We start from the raw sequence: 15726 nt of genomic DNA, 5'->3' as shown, positions 1-15726 counted from the left end.
GCCGCGACCTACGATCCGTTGCCTGATCGGTTTGCACGCCAAACTGCCGGTTAGATTAGCATTTTTTGCTGCAAGGGATCATTGGGATGGCCCGTAAACGCGAGGCGATCACAAAGCAAACGTCCAACGGACGACCCTGAAAGGCCCTGCCCATGAAATGCGCATCCCTGGCTGTTTTTCTTGCCGTTGCCGCCGCCCTGTCGGGCCAGGCCGCCTCGGCGCAAACCCTCAAGACGATCAAGGATAGGGGCCAGCTGTCCTGCGGCGTCAGCCAGGGCCTGCCGGGCTTCTCCGCGCCGGACGACAAGGGGAACTGGACCGGCATCGACGTCGACGTCTGCCGCGCCATTGCCGCCGTGGTGCTCGACGACCCGACCAAGGTCAAGTTCGTGCCGCTGTCAGCGAAGGATCGCTTCACCGCGCTGCAGTCCGGCGAGATCGACGTGCTGTCGCGCAACACCACCTGGACCGTGTCGCGCGACACCTCGCTCGGCGCCAATTTCACCGGCGTGACCTATTATGACGGGCAGGGCTTCATGGTGAAGAAGTCGCTCAAGGTCAATTCGGCGCTGGAATTGAACAGCGCCTCGGTTTGCGTGCAGACCGGCACCACGACGGAGCAGAACCTCGCCGACTTCTTCAAGGGCAACAACATGAAGTACGAGGTGATCGCGTTCGGCAGCATCGACGAGGCCGTCAAAGCCTATGAATCCGGACGCTGCGACGTCTTCACCGACGACGCCTCGGGGCTCTATGCCAGCCGCCTGAAGCTCGCGAACCCGGCCGATCACATCGTGCTCCCGGAAATCATTTCCAAGGAGCCGCTGGGGCCGATGGTGCGCCACGGCGACGACCAGTGGTTCGACATCGTGAAGTGGACGCTGTTTGCGATGATCAATGCCGAGGAGCTCGGCATTACCCAGAAGAACGTCGACACCATGCTCAAATCGGACAAGCCGGAGATGAAGCGGGTGCTCGGCACCGACGGCAATCTCGGCGAACAGCTCGGCCTCACCAAGGACTGGGTGGTGCGGATCGTGAAGGCGGTCGGCAATTACGGCGAAACCTTCGAGCGCAATGTCGGCACCGGCTCGCCGCTCGGCATCGCTCGTGGCGTCAACAATCTCTGGAACAAGGGTGGTATCCAGTACGCGCCGCCGATCCGCTGATCGATCCGGCCAACGGCTGCGGCAATGAGCATCGCGCCCCGCAAACCACCGCTGCAATTTGCCCTCAGGCTGAAGCGTGCGCTTGGCGGCAAGACCGGCTGGAACGGCTTTGCGGCGCAGATTGCCTTCGCCGCGATCCTGGCCTGGATCGCCTACGAGATCGTGGCGAATGCGCGCACGAACCTGGAGACCCAGCACATTGCGTCGGGCTTCGGCTTCCTCAATTACAATGCGGGCTTTGACGTCAATCAGAGCCTGATCGCCTACAACAACTCCGACACCTACTGGCGGGTGTTCTTCGTTGGTCTGTTGAACACGATCCTGGTCTCGGTGATCGGCATCGTCTTCGCCACCGTGATCGGCTTCGTGGTGGCGCTGTGCCGGTTGTCGCCGAACGGGGTGCTGTCGCGGATCGGCGGCATCTATGTCGAGATCGTCAGGAACCTGCCGGTCTTGTTCCAGATCCTGTTCTGGTATCTGGCCGTGCTCGCGGCGCTGCCGGCGCCGCGGCAGAGCATCTCGATCTTCAGCACGTTCTTCCTCAACAATCGCGGGCTCATCGTGCCGCTGCCGGTCAGCGAGCCGGGGCTCTATCCGTTCCTCGCCGCGCTCGCGGCCGGTATCGTCGTGGCGTTGGGCTTGCGGCACCACGCGCGGCGTATCCTGTTCCAGCGCGGGCACATGATCCGGATCTGGCCCTATGTGCTGGGTTGCCTGGTCGGACTGCCGCTGGCCTCGATGCTGATCTTCGGTTGGCCGTTCAAGCTCGAGCTGCCGCAGCTGAAAGGCTTCAACTTCGCCGGCGGCGCGCGGATCATCCCCGAATTCGTTGCGCTGACGGTCGCGCTGTCGACCTACACGGGGGCCTTCATTGCCGAGATCGTCCGCGCCGGCGTCATGTCGGTCCACAAGGGACAGATGGAGGCGGGCTCCTCGCTCGGCCTCAGCCGCGCCGCGACGCTGCGGCTGATCGTGGTGCCGCAGGCGATGCGCGTCGTCGTGCCGCCGCTGACCAGCCAGTACCTCAATCTCACCAAGAACTCGTCGCTGGCGGTGGCCATCGGCTATCCCGATCTGGTCTCGGTGTTCGCCGGCACCGCGGTGAGCCAGACCGGGCAGGCGATCGAAATCATCGCCATGACGATGGGCGTCTACCTGTTGCTCTCGCTGACGACGAGCGCGCTGATGAGCATCTATGGCTGGCGCATCAACCGGAGCATGGCGGCATGACGGATCTGTCCGCCTCGCCCTTTGTCCGGCAGAATCTGGTTGCCGAGCGTGCGGCGCCGACGAAGACCACCGGCTTCATCGGATTCCTGCGAACGCGGCTGTTGAATTCGCCGGGCAACATCCTGCTCACGATCCTCGGGCTGTTGCTGGCCTGGTACATCGTTGTCCCGGCGGTCAGGTTCCTGCTGGTCGACGCGGTCTGGACCGGCAAGGATCGCACCGCTTGCCTCGCCGAAAAGGCCGGCCACGAGGTTGGCGCCTGCTGGCCCTATATTCAGGCCAAGCTGGCGCAACTGATCTATGGCTTCTATCCGGAAGCCCAGCGCTGGCGTGTCAATCTGACCTATGCGCTCGGCGCCGCGTTGTTGCTGCCGCTGCTGATGCCGCGCCTGCCGGCAAAGGGCCTGAACTCCGGCCTGTTCTTCTTCGCGTTTCCGGTGGTGGCGTTCTTCCTGCTGCATGGCGGCGGCATTTCAGGCTTCGGCGTGAGCTGGATCGCCGGCCTGTTGCAGCTCTTCGAGCAGAGCATCGGCGGCGCCGGCGATCTGCTGGTCAATCTCAGCAGGAGTTCGGCGATTGCCCCGCTGCTGTGGGTGGTGGGCAAGGTGCTCGTCCTGGTCGGCGTTCTGATCCATTGGCTGATCTTTCCGTTGACCTGGCTGCGGGATCAGTTGCAGGCCTCGTCGCTGCCGGTCTGGGGCGATTTCCTCGTCACCGCCGTGATCGTCTCGGCCGTGATGTTTGTGCTCGGAGGCGGCGTGCGCACCGGCCGCAGGGCGCTGCTCGGGAGCCTGCTGACGTTTGCCGGGATAGCGGTTGGCATCAAGCTGATGGGGCTCGATCATGGCGGCTTTCCCATCGTCGACACCCGGCTGTGGGGTGGCCTCCTGGTAACGCTGGTGATCGCGATCACCGGCATCGTCGCCTCGATGCCGATCGGGATTGCGCTGGCGCTCGGCCGTCGCTCGACCATCCCGCTGATCCGGATCTTCTCGATCGCCTTCATCGAATTCTGGCGCGGCGTGCCGTTGATCACGGTGCTGTTCTTCGCGACCTACATGCTGCCGCTGTTCGTGCCGGGCAATTTCGCCGTCGACGGCCTGCTGCGTGCCCTGATCGGCGTGGCGATCTTTACCGGCGCCTATATGGCCGAGGTGATCAGGGGCGGGTTGGCTGCGGTGGCGCGCGGGCAGGCCGAGGCCGCATCGGCGCTCGGCCTGTCCTGGTGGAAGACCACGTCGCTGATCGTGCTGCCGCAGGCGCTGCGTTACGTCATTCCCGGCATCGTCAACAGCTTCATCTCGCTGTTCAAGGACACCTCGCTGGTGTCGATCGTGGCGCTGTTCGATCTGTTGGGATCTCTGCGGGCATCGTTCTCGGACCCGGTCTGGACGACGCCGACGACAGCCTTTACCGGCTTCGCCTTTGCCGGAATGATCTACTTCGTGTTCTGCTTTGGAATGTCGCGTTACTCGCTGTTCGTCGAAAACCGGCTCAACGCTCACCGCCGCCACTGAACAAGGTCACCATGTCCACAACCCCGATCGTCAACATTTCCGCGCTCAACAAATGGTACGGCGACTTCCACGTGTTGCGCGACATCGACCTTGAGGTCGGAAAGAGCGAGCGCATCGTGATCTGCGGCCCGTCCGGCTCGGGCAAGTCGACCTTGATCCGCTGCATCAACGCATTGGAGGAATTCCAGGAGGGCGAGATCGTGGTTGACGGCATCGAGCTCGGGCCGAATTTGCGCCGCGTCGACGAAGTGCGCCGTGAAGTCGGTATGGTGTTCCAGAGCTTCAACCTGTTCCCGCATCTCACCGTGCTCGAGAACTGCACGCTGGCGCCGATCTGGGTACGCAACATCCCGAAGAAGGATGCCGAGGCGACCGCGATGAAGTTTCTCGAGCGCGTCAAGATTCCGCATCAGGCCAACAAGTTTCCCGGCCAGATGTCGGGCGGTCAGCAGCAGCGCGTCGCAATCGCCCGCGCGCTGACCATGAACCCGAAGGTGATGCTGTTCGACGAGCCGACCTCGGCACTCGACCCGGAAATGGTCAAGGAGGTGCTCGACACCATGGTCGATCTCGCCAGGGAGGGCATGACCATGCTGGTCGTGACCCATGAAATGGGCTTTGCGCGCGAGGTCGCCAACCGGGTGGTGTTCATGGACGCCGGGCAGATCATCGAATCGAACACGCCGCAGGAATTCTTCGCCAATCCGCAGCATGCGCGGTCGAAGCTGTTCTTGAGCCAGATCTTGCGGTGATTGTTCGAGTCATTCCGGAGCGATGCGTAAGCATCGAACCCCGAATCTCGAGATTCCCCGATGCGCAATTGCGCATCTGAGGTCTGGTGCTGACGCACCATCCCGGAATGACGTGCTTCATTCACACCTCAGACGAACGGCAGCTCGATCTTGGTGCGCTTTTCCAGCCATTCCGGAACCGGCAGGTTCTTCGAACGCATGAAGGCCGGGTTGAACAGCTTGGACTGATAGCGGTTGCCGGAGTCGCAGAGAATGGTGACGATGGTCTTGCCGGGACCGAGCTGCTTGGCGAGCTGGATCGCGCCCGCGATGTTGACGCCGGTCGAGCCGCCGAGGCACAGGCCTTCGTGCTCCAGCAGCTCATAGATGATGGTCACGGCGTCCTCGTCGGAGACCAGGAATGCATCATCGACATCAGCCGTTTCGATCACCGGTGTCTTGCGTCCGAGGCCGATGCCTTCGGTGATCGAGTCGCCGGGCGTCGATTTAACCTGGCCGTTCTTGAACAGCTCGTACATCGCAAAGCCGTGCGGATCGGCGCAGGCAGTGACGATGTCCTTGTTCTTTTCCTTCAGGTAGCGGCTGATGCCGGCGAGCGTGCCGCCGGTACCGACCGAACAGATGAAGCCATCCACCTTGCCGTCGGTCTGCTGCCAGATTTCCGGCCCCGTGGAGTCGTAATGCGCCTTGGGATTGTCGAGGTTGTTCCACTGGTCGGCGAACAGCACGCCGTTCGGTTCGGTCTTGCGAAGCTGCTCGGCGAGACGCTTGCCGAGATGCTGATAGTTGTTCGGGTTGGAGAAGGGCAGCGCCGGGGCCTCGACCAGCTCGGCCCCGCACAGCCGCAGCATGTCCTTCTTTTCCTGGCTCTGCGTCTCCGGGATGACGATCAGGGTGCGGTAGCCGCGCGCACTCGCCACGACCGCAAGCCCGATGCCGGTATTGCCCGCGGTCGACTCGACCACCAGGCCGCCGGGCTTCAGATCGCCGCGCTTCTCGGCTTCCAGGATCATCCATTTGCCGGCACGGTCCTTCACCGACTGGCCTGGATTCATGAATTCGGCCTTGCCCAGAATGGTGCAGCCGGTCAGCTCGGATGCGCGCTTCAGCTTGATGAGCGGCGTGTTGCCGATCGCTTGGACGACGTCTTTGTTGAATGTCATGTCGGGGAATTTCTTTGCCGGTCTGTGTCTTGCTTGCCGCGAACCTAGTGTGCTGATCGAAAAAGGGAAGGGCTTTTGCACTGCGGCAAATGGTGGGCTCCGCACGCTTGACCTCGCGAGCACCGACGTGGCGTGCATGGGAGAATGACGTTTTGTGGTGGTCGACCCACCTGGCAGAATCACCCTGCGGTCGGCCGTCTTGCGTCGATTGTGCGCAGCAGGCGAAGTCAAGGCCTGACGATGCGGAGCGCGGCGCCAACAGATCGGCGCATCTTGCGGATTCAGCGCAACAGGGGCCCAGAAATCCCCATGAAATCTTTGTTAGGATAGTGACTTCCGGCAGGGGGCCGAAATGCGCGGAAATGCCTTAAAAATAGGGCAAAGCCTGCGTCCGGGGTGGCCATGAATCGCGTGCGGTGCGACGTCGCGCAATCGTGACAGGGCTGTCCGCCCCTTCGTCCCAAGGGTAGGATGGGACAGTCAGGTTCCATTGGAAGCATTGCCCGTGAACGTCACCCAGACCATTGCCGAGCGCGTCGTTCCTGCGTCACGGGCGACGTCTGGCCTCGGCGGAGAGTGGGTGTGACCCAGCCCACGTCCGCGATGGTGCCCGGAGGCCGGTTCGGCCTCGCTGTCCGCGCGCGACGGCTCGCGGGACGGTCGCTTGTCGCGCTTGGCCTGGTCGCGAGCTCCGCCGGCTGCATTCTGACCCAGGACATCCCCGATCCGGCACTCGACGTACCGCAGGGCTACAAGGCCGCGCGGCTTGGCGGGCCGGCCGATGCGCTTCCGGCGCTCGACTGGTGGCGGGGCTTCCGCTCCAAGGAGCTGACCCAGCTGATGGAGGAGGCGCAGACCGTCAACCTCGACATCGCCGCGGCCGTTGCGCGCTTCCGTCAGGCCGACGCGCTGGCACGGCAGGCCGGCGCTGCGCTGCTGCCGACCGTCAACCTCAATGGCTCGGAGACCTACTCGCGCACCTCCGGCTCCAGCGCCAGCGGCCTTACCAATGGCGGGCGCGAGGTGGTGAATTATAGCGCCTCGCTGAGCGCCAGCTATCAGCTCGATTTCTGGGGCCAGAATCGCGACGTCGCGCAGGCGGCGGAGGAGACCGCCGTCGCGGACCGGTTCGACCGCGAGGTGGTGGCGCTGACAACGCTCGCCAGCGTCGCCAACGCCTATTTCACGGTGCTTGCCACCCAGGACCGGCTGCGCACCGCACAGCGCAATATCGCCAGCGCCGAGCGCATCCTCAACGCGATCAAGGACCGCTTCAAGGCCGGCACCGGCTCCGATCTCGACGTCGCCCAGCAGGAGACCGTGCTCGCCAACCAGCGTGCGCTGGTGCCGCCGCTGCGGCAGACGCTCGACCAGAACATCAACGCGCTCGCGGTGCTGGTGTCGCGGCCGCCGGAGAGCGTACGCGTCGCCGGCGGCTCGCTCAACGCGGTTGCGATTCCGCGCGTCACGCCGGGCCTGCCGTCCGAATTGCTCACCCAGCGTCCGGATATCCGCCGGCAGGAAGCGCAGCTTGCATCCGCCACCGCAAATGTCGGCAGCGCGCGGGCGCAGTTCTTCCCAAGCATCCAGCTGACCGGAACGGGCGGCTACCAGAGCCAGGCGCTGGTCTCTCTGTTCCAGCCGCATGCGGCGTTCTTCAACCTGGTCGGCAGCATGACCCAGCCGATCTTCGACGGCGGCCGGATCCTCGGAAATTTCGAGAACATGAAGGCGCGGCAGGACGAGCTGTTGCAGACCTACCGCAAGACGGTGGTGCAGTCATTCACCGACGTCGACAACGCGCTGGTCGCAATTCGCGAGACCACGCGACGGCTGCAGCTGCAGCGCGACGTGCTGTCGTCGTCGCGGCGCGCCTTCGACCTGGCCGAGCAGCAGCTCAAGGCCGGCACCGCCGACATCGTAACTGTGTTAAATACGCAGCTGACCCTGTTCCAGGCGGAAGATGCTTATTCCCAGGCCCAGCTGGCCCGGCTATTGGCGATCGTGAGCCTGTATCAGGCCTTGGGGGGCGGCTGGGAACCGAAGATGGAAAGACCGGTCGATGCTCTTTAAGCCTGACTCGACGGACGACGAGAAAAGCACTGCCCCGCGCAAGCGCAGCCTGGTCTCGCGCGTGCTTGGACGCATGGTGTCGCTGCTCATCACGCTCGTGATCCTTGGCGGCCTCGGCTATCTCGGTTGGCTCGCTTTCCAGCCCAAGCAAAATGGAGGCGGCGGCCGCGGCGCGGGCGCGCGGCCGGACCTGCCGGTGCCGGTGCTTGCGGCCACGCCGCAGGTGCATGACGTGCCTGTTTATCTCGACGGCGTCGGCTCGGTGAGGGCGCTGAACACCGTGATCGTGCGCTCGCAGGTCGACGGCAAGCTGCTCAAGGTGAATTTCGTCGAGGGCCAGGACGTCAAGAAGGACGACGTTCTGGGCGAGATCGATCCGGCGATCTATCAAGCGCAATACGACCAGGCGGTGGCCACGAAGGCCAAGGACGAAGCGCTGCTCGCCAATCAGAAGATCGACCTCGCCCGCTATGAGCAACTCGCCGCCACCAACGCGGGTTCCAAGCAGCAGGCCGATACGCAGCGCGCGCTGGTCGCGCAGCAGCAGGCCATCATCAAGGCCGATCAGGCCCAGATTGATAATGCGCGCACTACGCTCGGCTACACCAAGATCGTCGCGCCGATCGCGGGGCGCGCCGGCCTGCGCCAGGTCGACCAGGGCAATATCATCCACGCCTCCGACACCACGGGGCTCGTGATCCTGACCCAGCTGCAGCCGATCGCGGTGTGGTTCAGCCTGCCGCAGCAGCAGATCATGCGGGTGAACGCCGCGGCCGCGAAGGGCCAGCTCGCCGTCGACGTGTTCGGCAATGACGGCGTCACCGTGATCGATACCGGCAAGTTGACCGGCATCGACAACCAGGTCGATCCGACCACCGGCACGCTGAAGCTGAAGGCGGAGTTGCCGAATGCCAGCTACCAGCTTTGGCCCGGCCAGTTCGTCAATGTCCGCCTCAAGGTCGAGACCCTGCCGCAGGCGATCGTGGTGTCGACCTCGGCGGTGCAGCGCGGTCCGGCCGGGACTTTCAGCTATGTGATCGGTGCCGACAACATCGTCACCGCCAAGCCGGTCACGGTCACGCAGCAGAACGAGCATGAGGCTGTCATCGCCAGCGGCCTGACCACGTCGGACCGTGTCGTGACGACGGGTTTTGCCAATCTCGCGGACGGATCGAAGGTCGTGGTCGGCAAGGACGACGGGCCGCCGGCCGCCGATCTCGCGCCGCGCAAGCGCAGCCGCAATCCCGACGGCAAGAATCCCGACAGCAAGCGCGGGGCGCAAGGCGACGGCTCCAGCAAGGATCAAGGCAAAGACCAAGGCAAAGACCAAGGCAAAGACCAAGGCAAAGACCAAGGCAAAGACCTGGGCAAGGACGGCCAGCAGAACGGGCAGGGCAAGAACGGCGAGCATCGCGGCCAGCGCGAGCATAGCGAAGGCGATCAGAAGGGGCAGGCCGGGCCGACGCCCGCGGCGGGGGGCGAACAGTCGGGCGGCGCACCGAAGGCGCAGCCATGACCGGCATCCTGACCTCGTAATGTCCGACCTTACAGCGAGCACGCAGCCATGAGCGTCTCCGAACCGTTCATCCGCCGGCCGATAGCCACCTCGCTGCTCGGCATTGCCCTGATGATCGGCGGCGCGCTGGGCTATTGGGCGTTGCCGGTCTCGGCACTGCCGCAGGTCGATTTCCCGACCGTGCAGGTGACGACGCAGTTGCCCGGTGCAAGCCCTGACGTGGTGGCCTCGCTGATCACGGCGCCGCTGGAGCGGCAGCTCGGGCAGATCCCGTCGCTGTCGTCGATGAACTCGACCAGTTCGTTCGGCGTCAGCCAGATTTCGCTGCAGTTCGACCTCAACCGCGACATCGACGGCGCCACCCAGGACGTCCAGGCGGCGATCAATGCCGCGGCGGGCATCCTGCCGAAGACCCTGCCGTACCCTCCTGTCTACGCCAAGGTGAACCCGGCGGATGCGCCGGTCATGACCCTGGCGCTGACCTCGGACACGATCTCGCTGCGGGCGATGAGCGATCTCGCCGACACCATCCTCGGCCAACGGCTGAGCCAGATTTCCGGCGTCGGCCGGGTCTCGATCCTTGGCGGCTTGAAGCCCGCGGTGCGCGTGCAGGCGGATTTGGCCCGGCTCGCGGCCTATGGCATCGCGATGGAGGATTTGCGCAACGCAATTGCGGGCGCCAACGTGTCGGGGCCGAAGGGATCGCTCGACGGCGCCCAGCAATCCTACACCATCGCCGCCAACGACCAGATCGCCGCCGCCGCCGCCTACCGGCCGATCATCATCGCCTATCGCAACGGCTCGCCGGTCACGATCGGCGACGTCGCACAGATCGTCGACGGGCTCGAGAACGACCGCACCGGCGGTTGGTATCAGGGCACACCGGCGGTGATCATCGATATCCAACGCCAGCCCGGCGCCAACGTCATCGACGTCGTCCAGCAGATCCGGGCCGAAATCCCGCGGCTGCAGCGGTCGGTCCCGGCCGGCGTCAAGCTGACCGTGGTCTCCGACCGCACGGTGACGATCCGCGCCTCGGTCCACGACGTGCAGTTCACGCTGATCCTGAGCGTCGTGCTGGTGACGCTGGTGGTGCTCTTGTTCCTGCGGTCGCTGCGCGCGACCTTGATCGCCGGCGTCGCGCTGCCGCTGTCGCTGATCACGAGCTTCGGCATCATGTATTTCGCCGGCTTCAGCCTCGACAATCTGTCGCTGATGGCGCTGACCATCGGAACCGGCTTCGTGGTCGACGACGCCATCGTCATGATCGAGAACATCGTCCGCCACATGGAAGGCGGCGAGACGGTTATGGAGGCCTCGCTGAAAGGCGCCAGCGAGATCGGCTTCACCGTGATCTCGCTGACGGTGTCGCTGATCGCGGTGTTCATCCCGCTGCTGTTCATGTCCGGCCTGGTCGGCCGCATGTTCCGCGAGTTCGCGCTGACCTTGACGATCGCGGTCGTGACCTCGGCGATCGTCTCGCTGACGCTGACGCCGATGATGTGTTCGCGGTTGCTCAAGAACATCCACGAGGAGATGGCGGTCCCGGGCCTGGCTGCGGTCAGCCGCTTCATCGACCGGATGGTGGAGTTCTATCATCGGACGCTGCTCTGGGTGCTGCGGCGCCAGCGCGCGACGCTGCTGGTGACGTTTGCGACCATCGCGCTGACGCTCGTGATGTATGTGCTGGCGCCGAAGGGCTTTCTGCCGCTGCAGGATACCTCCTCGATCACGGCGGTGACCGAGGCCGGCCCCGACGTCTCGTTCGCGGAGATGCAGCGGCGGCAGGGCGCCGTCTCCGACCTGATCAAGGCCGATCCTGACGTGGTCGGTGTGGTCTCGGTGATCGGCTCGGGCTCGGTCAATCCGACCACCAATGTCGGCCGTCTGGTGATGACGCTGAAGCCGCTCGACCAGCGGCGCGACGGCGTCGTCGAGGTGATCGAGCGGCTCAAGCAGAAGGTCGCGACGGTGCCCGGCATGACCGTCTACTTCCAGCCGGTGCAGGACGTTCAGATCTCGACCCAGTCCAGCCGCTCGCAATACCAGTATACGTTGACCGCGACCGATGCCGCCGAGGTATCGCAATGGGCGCAAAAGCTCGTCGCCGAGATGCGGCGCGACCCGATCTTCCGCGATGTCTCCTCGGAGGCGCAGGACGGGGGCTTGCGCGCCGCGCTCGACGTCAACCGCCAGCGCGCCGGCCAGCTCGGCGTCAATCTGCAGGGCGTCACCGACACGCTGAACGACGCCTTCGCGCAGCGGCAGATCTCGACGATCTACGGCCAGGCCAACCAGTACCGCGTGGTGCTCGAGGCGCTGCCGATGTACCAGCGCGACCCGTCGATCCTGGACAAACTCTATCTGCCGGGAGCCAATGGCGCACAGGTGCCGCTGTCGGCGGTGGCGACGCTGGTCCGCACCACGGCGCCGCTCGCGATCTCGCACCAGGCGCAATTCCCGTCGGTTTCGCTCAGTTTCAACCTCGCGCCGGGTGAGGCGCTGGGCGATGCGGTCGAGGCGGTGAAGGCGATCGAGACCAGGATCGGAATGCCCGGCAGCATCGTCGGCATCTATTCCGGCGACGCCGCCGAATTCGCGCGTTCGCTCGCCGGCCAGCCCTGGCTGATCCTGGCTGCGATCATCACGATCTACATCGTGCTCGGTGTGCTCTACGAGAGCTACATCCATCCGATCACGATCCTGTCGACGCTGCCCTCGGCCGGCGTCGGCGCCATCCTTGCCTTGATGCTGTGCGGGCAGGACCTCTCGGTGATCGGCCTGATCGGCATCATCCTGTTGATGGGCATCGTCAAGAAAAACGCGATCATGATGATCGACTTCGCGCTGGAGGCCGAGCGCCACAAGGGCATGTCGTCCTATGACGCCATCGTGCAGGCCTGCCTGTTGCGCTTCCGTCCGATCATGATGACGACGCTGGCGGCGCTGTTCGGCGCGCTGCCGCTCGCGATCGAAAGCGGCACCGGCGCCGAGTTACGGTTTCCGCTCGGCATCTCGATCATCGGCGGCCTGCTGCTCAGCCAACTGCTGACGCTCTACACCACGCCGGTGATCTATCTGGCGCTCGACCGGCTCAACCGCCGGATCGAGAAGGCGGTGCCGGAGGCCGGGCCACGCGGCCCGCCGATCGCAGGCGCCACCGAGGGCATGCAGTGATCTCGATCTCGGAGCCCTTCATCCGCCGGCCGGTGGGCACCACCTTGCTGGCGATCGGGCTGTTCCTGGTCGGGATCGTCGCCTACGAATTTCTGCCGGTGTCGTCGGTTCCGAATGTCGACTTCCCGACCATCCGCGTGTCGGCGTCCCGTCCCGGCGCCGATCCGTCGGTGATGGCTTCGACCGTCGCCGCGCCGCTGGAGCGCAAGCTCGGCACCATCTCGGGCGTCGACCAGATCACCTCGACGAGTTCGCTCGGCACGACAAGCATTCAGGTGCAGTTCTCGATCGGCCGCAACATCGACCGCGCCGCGCGCGACGTGCAGGCCGCGATCAATGCCTCGCTCGCCGATCTGCCGAGCGACCTGCCGTCGCTGCCCAAGTTCCGCAAGGCCAACCCGGCCGCGGCGCCGGTGTTCGTGCTGGCGCTGACCTCGAAGACGATCTCGACCAGTGCGATGTACGACGTCGCCGACACCGTGCTGGCGCAGCGCATCTCGCAGGTGCCGGGGGTCGGCGAGGTCACCGTCAGCGGCGCCGACCAGCCGGCGGTACGCATCGCGCTCAATCCGGTGTCGCTGGCCAATGCCGGGATCGCGACCGATGACGTCCGGCAGGCGATCATCAATGCCAATCCGCTGGGCCCCGTCGGCATCTTCAATGGCGACCGGCTGGCCGAGACGCTCTCGATCAACAAGCAGATGCGCACCGCGGCCGAGTTCCGCGACATCGTCATCAAGAGCTCGAACGGCAATTTCGTCCGCCTCTCTGACGTCGCCGAGGTCGAGGATTCCGTCCGCAACTCGCGCTCGATCGCCTGGTTCAACAAGCAGCCGGCAGTGCTGATCCAGATCACCAAGCAGGGCGACGCCAACGTCATCGAGACCGTCGACAGCGTCCGCAGGATGCTGCCGGAACTGAGGAAGTGGATCCCGGCCGGCGTCGAGATCTCGACACTGGTCGATCGCACCGGAACGATCCGCGCCAGCGTCCAGGACATGCAGTTCACGCTGCTGGCGACCGCCATGCTTGTCATGGTCGTGGTGTTCGTGTTCCTTCGCCGGATCGTGCCGACGATCGCCGCCGGCGTCTCGGTGCCGCTGGCGCTGGCCGGCACCTGCGCCGGGATGTGGCTCGCCGGCTTCTCGATCGACAATCTGTCGCTGATGGCGCTCGCGATCTCGGTCGGCTTCGTGGTCGACGACGCCATCGTGATGATCGAGAACATGTACCGCAATCTCGAGCAGGGCATGGCGCCGTATCCGGCCGCGGTCGAGGGCGCCAAGCAGATCAGCTTCACGGTGCTGTCGATCTCGCTGTCGTTGATCGCGGCCTTCACGCCGCTGATCTTCATGGACGGGATCGTCGGCCGGCTGCTGCGGGAGTTCTCGCTGACCCTGACCTTTGCCATCATCGTGTCGACCCTGGTGTCGGTGACGATCACGCCGATGATCTGCGCGCACTACATCAAGGAGGCGACCTCGGATCACGCCACCTGGTACGACCGCGCCATCGAAGGCGCGCTGTCGCGGGTGGTGGCGTTCTATGCGTCGACCTTGCGGAGTGTGCTCGGATACCCCTGGCTGACGATGGTGGTGTTCACCGCAACCGTCGCGCTGACGGTGGTGCTCTACTACAAGACGCCGAAGGGCTATTTCCCGACCGACGACAGCGGTTTTGTGATCGGCTCGACGCGGGCGTCGGCGGATATCTCGTTCCAGGCGATGCTCCAGTCGCAGCAGCGGCTCGCCGACATCGTGATGGCCGATCCGGCGGTCGCCGGCATCGGCTCGTCGGTCGGCTCCGGCGGCGGCCCGGGCGGCGCCACCTCGAACCGCGGCACCATGTTCATCAGCCTGAAGCCGCCGGAGGAGCGGGGAGGCATGTCGACCGCACAGGTGATCGACCGGCTGCGCCGCAATTTGTTCATGGTGCCGGGCATTCGGCTGTTCATGTTCGCTGCCCAGGACATCCGCACCGGCGGCCGGCAGAGCGATTCCGACTATCAGTACACGCTCTCTTCGACCGATCTTGATCTGTTGCAGAAATGGGCGCCGCTGGTCGCCAAGCGCATGGAGACGGTGGAGGGCATCACGGATGTCTCGTCCGATCGCGATCCCGGCGGCCTGCAGCTCAACCTCGTGATCGACCGCAAGATCGCCTCCAGCCTCGGCGTCCGCGTCCAGGACATCGACAACGCGCTCAACAACGCGTTCTCGCAGCGGCAGATCTCGTACATCTATACGCAGCGTAACCAGTACGTCGTGGTGCTCGAGATCGATCCGAAATTCCAGAGTGATCCGTCGAACCTCGAGCGAATCTACGTCGCCGGCGCCAATGACGTGCAGGTGCCCCTATCGACCCTCGTGCACACCCAGCGCGGCCTGTCGGCGCTCGCGGTCTATCACTCCGGCGGTTTCCCCTCGACGACGGTGTCGTTCAACCTGCTGCCGGACGTGCCGCTGGAGGTGGCGACGACGAACATCCAGCGGGCGGTCGACGAGCTGCATATGCCTGAGGGGATTCACGGCAGCTTCGACGGCAATGCCGGCGACTTCAACAAGACCAGCGGGCGGCAGCCGCTGCTGATCCTTGGCGCGCTGATCGCAATGTATATCGTGCTGGGGGTGCTCTACGAGAGCCTGGCGCACCCGATCACGATCATCTCCACACTGCCTTCGGCCGGCCTCGGCGCCTTGCTGGCGCTCCAGGTCACCAACACGCCACTGACGGTGATCGCGTTCGTCGGCATTATCCTGCTGATCGGCATCGTCAAGAAGAACGGCATCATGATGGTCGACTTCGCACTCGAGGCCGAGCGGCATCAGGGGCTGTCGTCACGGGATGCAATCTTCGAAGCCTGCCGGGCCCGTTTCCGCCCGATCCTGATGACGACCATGGCCGCGCTGTTCGCCGGCATTCCGCTGGTGATCGCGACCGGCCCGGGCACCGAGTTGCGCCGGCCGCTCGGCATCACCATCATCGGTGGCCTGTTCGTGTCGCAGATCCTGACGCTCTACACCACGCCGGTGATCTATCTGCTGATCGACCGGCTGCGCCGGCGCCGCGAGCCTTCAGGCGTGCACGCGCCGGCGGAATAGGTTGAATTGTACGGCTCCGCGCGCGTAT

Annotated in this window: 9 protein-coding genes; 8 read left to right on the top strand and 1 reads right to left on the bottom strand. The window is 64.8% G+C overall.

All coding sequences use genetic code 11. From position 1 onward, the window contains the following. Nucleotides 1-152: 152 nt before the first annotated feature. From FNJ47_RS05915 to FNJ47_RS05900, 4 genes are read left to right on the top strand one after another with little or no spacing between them, the layout of a single operon-like run. Entirely contained in the window at nt 153-1169 is a 1017-nt protein-coding gene (locus tag FNJ47_RS05915; RefSeq protein ID WP_163151557.1) for an amino acid ABC transporter substrate-binding protein, read from the top strand. Between the two features lie 24 nt (nt 1170-1193). Continuing rightward, nucleotides 1194-2399, top strand: a complete 1206-nt coding sequence (locus FNJ47_RS05910; RefSeq protein ID WP_163151555.1) for an amino acid ABC transporter permease — start codon at nt 1194-1196, stop codon at nt 2397-2399. Further along, nucleotides 2396-3916, top strand: coding sequence for an amino acid ABC transporter permease (locus FNJ47_RS05905; RefSeq protein WP_163151553.1), 1521 nt, complete (start codon nt 2396-2398; stop codon nt 3914-3916). Before FNJ47_RS05910 ends, FNJ47_RS05905 begins: the two co-directional genes overlap by 4 nt. A gap of 11 nt (nt 3917-3927) precedes the next feature. Beyond that, the gene (locus FNJ47_RS05900) at nt 3928-4668 is read left to right on the top strand and encodes an amino acid ABC transporter ATP-binding protein (RefSeq protein WP_163151551.1); all 741 of its coding nucleotides are present in this window, start codon (nt 3928-3930) and stop codon (nt 4666-4668) included. Nucleotides 4669-4796: 128 nt separating this feature from the next. Here the strand turns inward: FNJ47_RS05900 and FNJ47_RS05895 are convergent, their stop codons facing one another. Further along, nucleotides 4797-5831 (bottom strand): cysteine synthase A, encoded by a 1035-nt coding sequence (locus FNJ47_RS05895; protein WP_163151549.1) that lies wholly within the window; start codon nt 5829-5831, stop codon nt 4797-4799. 603 nt (nt 5832-6434) lie between these two features. Here FNJ47_RS05895 and FNJ47_RS05890 point away from each other — a divergent pair. The 4 genes from FNJ47_RS05890 to FNJ47_RS05875 are packed head-to-tail and all read left to right on the top strand — an operon-like array spanning nt 6435 to nt 15698. Further along, entirely contained in the window at nt 6435-7904 is a 1470-nt protein-coding gene (locus tag FNJ47_RS05890) for an efflux transporter outer membrane subunit (RefSeq protein WP_163151563.1), read from the top strand. Then, nucleotides 7894-9420, top strand: a complete 1527-nt coding sequence (locus FNJ47_RS05885) for an efflux RND transporter periplasmic adaptor subunit (protein WP_163151547.1) — start codon at nt 7894-7896, stop codon at nt 9418-9420. The genes FNJ47_RS05890 and FNJ47_RS05885 overlap by 11 nt, the downstream gene beginning before the upstream one ends. 48 nt (nt 9421-9468) lie before the next feature. Continuing rightward, a complete protein-coding gene (locus FNJ47_RS05880; protein ID WP_163151545.1) occupies nt 9469-12597 on the top strand; it encodes an efflux RND transporter permease subunit in 3129 nt (1042 codons plus the stop codon). Further along, nucleotides 12594-15698 (top strand): efflux RND transporter permease subunit, encoded by a 3105-nt coding sequence (locus FNJ47_RS05875; protein ID WP_163151542.1) that lies wholly within the window; start codon nt 12594-12596, stop codon nt 15696-15698. The genes FNJ47_RS05880 and FNJ47_RS05875 overlap by 4 nt, the downstream gene beginning before the upstream one ends. Nucleotides 15699-15726 lie beyond the last annotated feature (28 nt).

The organism is Bradyrhizobium uaiense, assembly GCF_010811875.1.
Lineage (GTDB): Bacteria > Pseudomonadota > Alphaproteobacteria > Rhizobiales > Xanthobacteraceae > Bradyrhizobium > Bradyrhizobium uaiense.
This window is presented reverse-complemented; position numbering and strand designations above follow the sequence as displayed.

What these genes read in the sequence shown, in the direction of transcription:
- FNJ47_RS05915 (WP_163151557.1), top strand. Translation starts at nt 153, where the DNA reads ATGAAATGCGCATCCCTGGCTGTTTTTCTTGCCGTTGCCGCCGCCCTG.
- FNJ47_RS05910 (WP_163151555.1), top strand. Translation starts at nt 1,194, where the DNA reads ATGAGCATCGCGCCCCGCAAACCACCGCTGCAATTTGCCCTCAGGCTG.
- FNJ47_RS05905 (WP_163151553.1), top strand. Translation starts at nt 2,396, where the DNA reads ATGACGGATCTGTCCGCCTCGCCCTTTGTCCGGCAGAATCTGGTTGCC.
- FNJ47_RS05900 (WP_163151551.1), top strand. Translation starts at nt 3,928, where the DNA reads ATGTCCACAACCCCGATCGTCAACATTTCCGCGCTCAACAAATGGTAC.
- FNJ47_RS05895 (WP_163151549.1), bottom strand. Translation starts at nt 5,831, where the DNA reads ATGACATTCAACAAAGACGTCGTCCAAGCGATCGGCAACACGCCGCTC.
- FNJ47_RS05890 (WP_163151563.1), top strand. Translation starts at nt 6,435, where the DNA reads ATGGTGCCCGGAGGCCGGTTCGGCCTCGCTGTCCGCGCGCGACGGCTC.
- FNJ47_RS05885 (WP_163151547.1), top strand. Translation starts at nt 7,894, where the DNA reads ATGCTCTTTAAGCCTGACTCGACGGACGACGAGAAAAGCACTGCCCCG.
- FNJ47_RS05880 (WP_163151545.1), top strand. Translation starts at nt 9,469, where the DNA reads ATGAGCGTCTCCGAACCGTTCATCCGCCGGCCGATAGCCACCTCGCTG.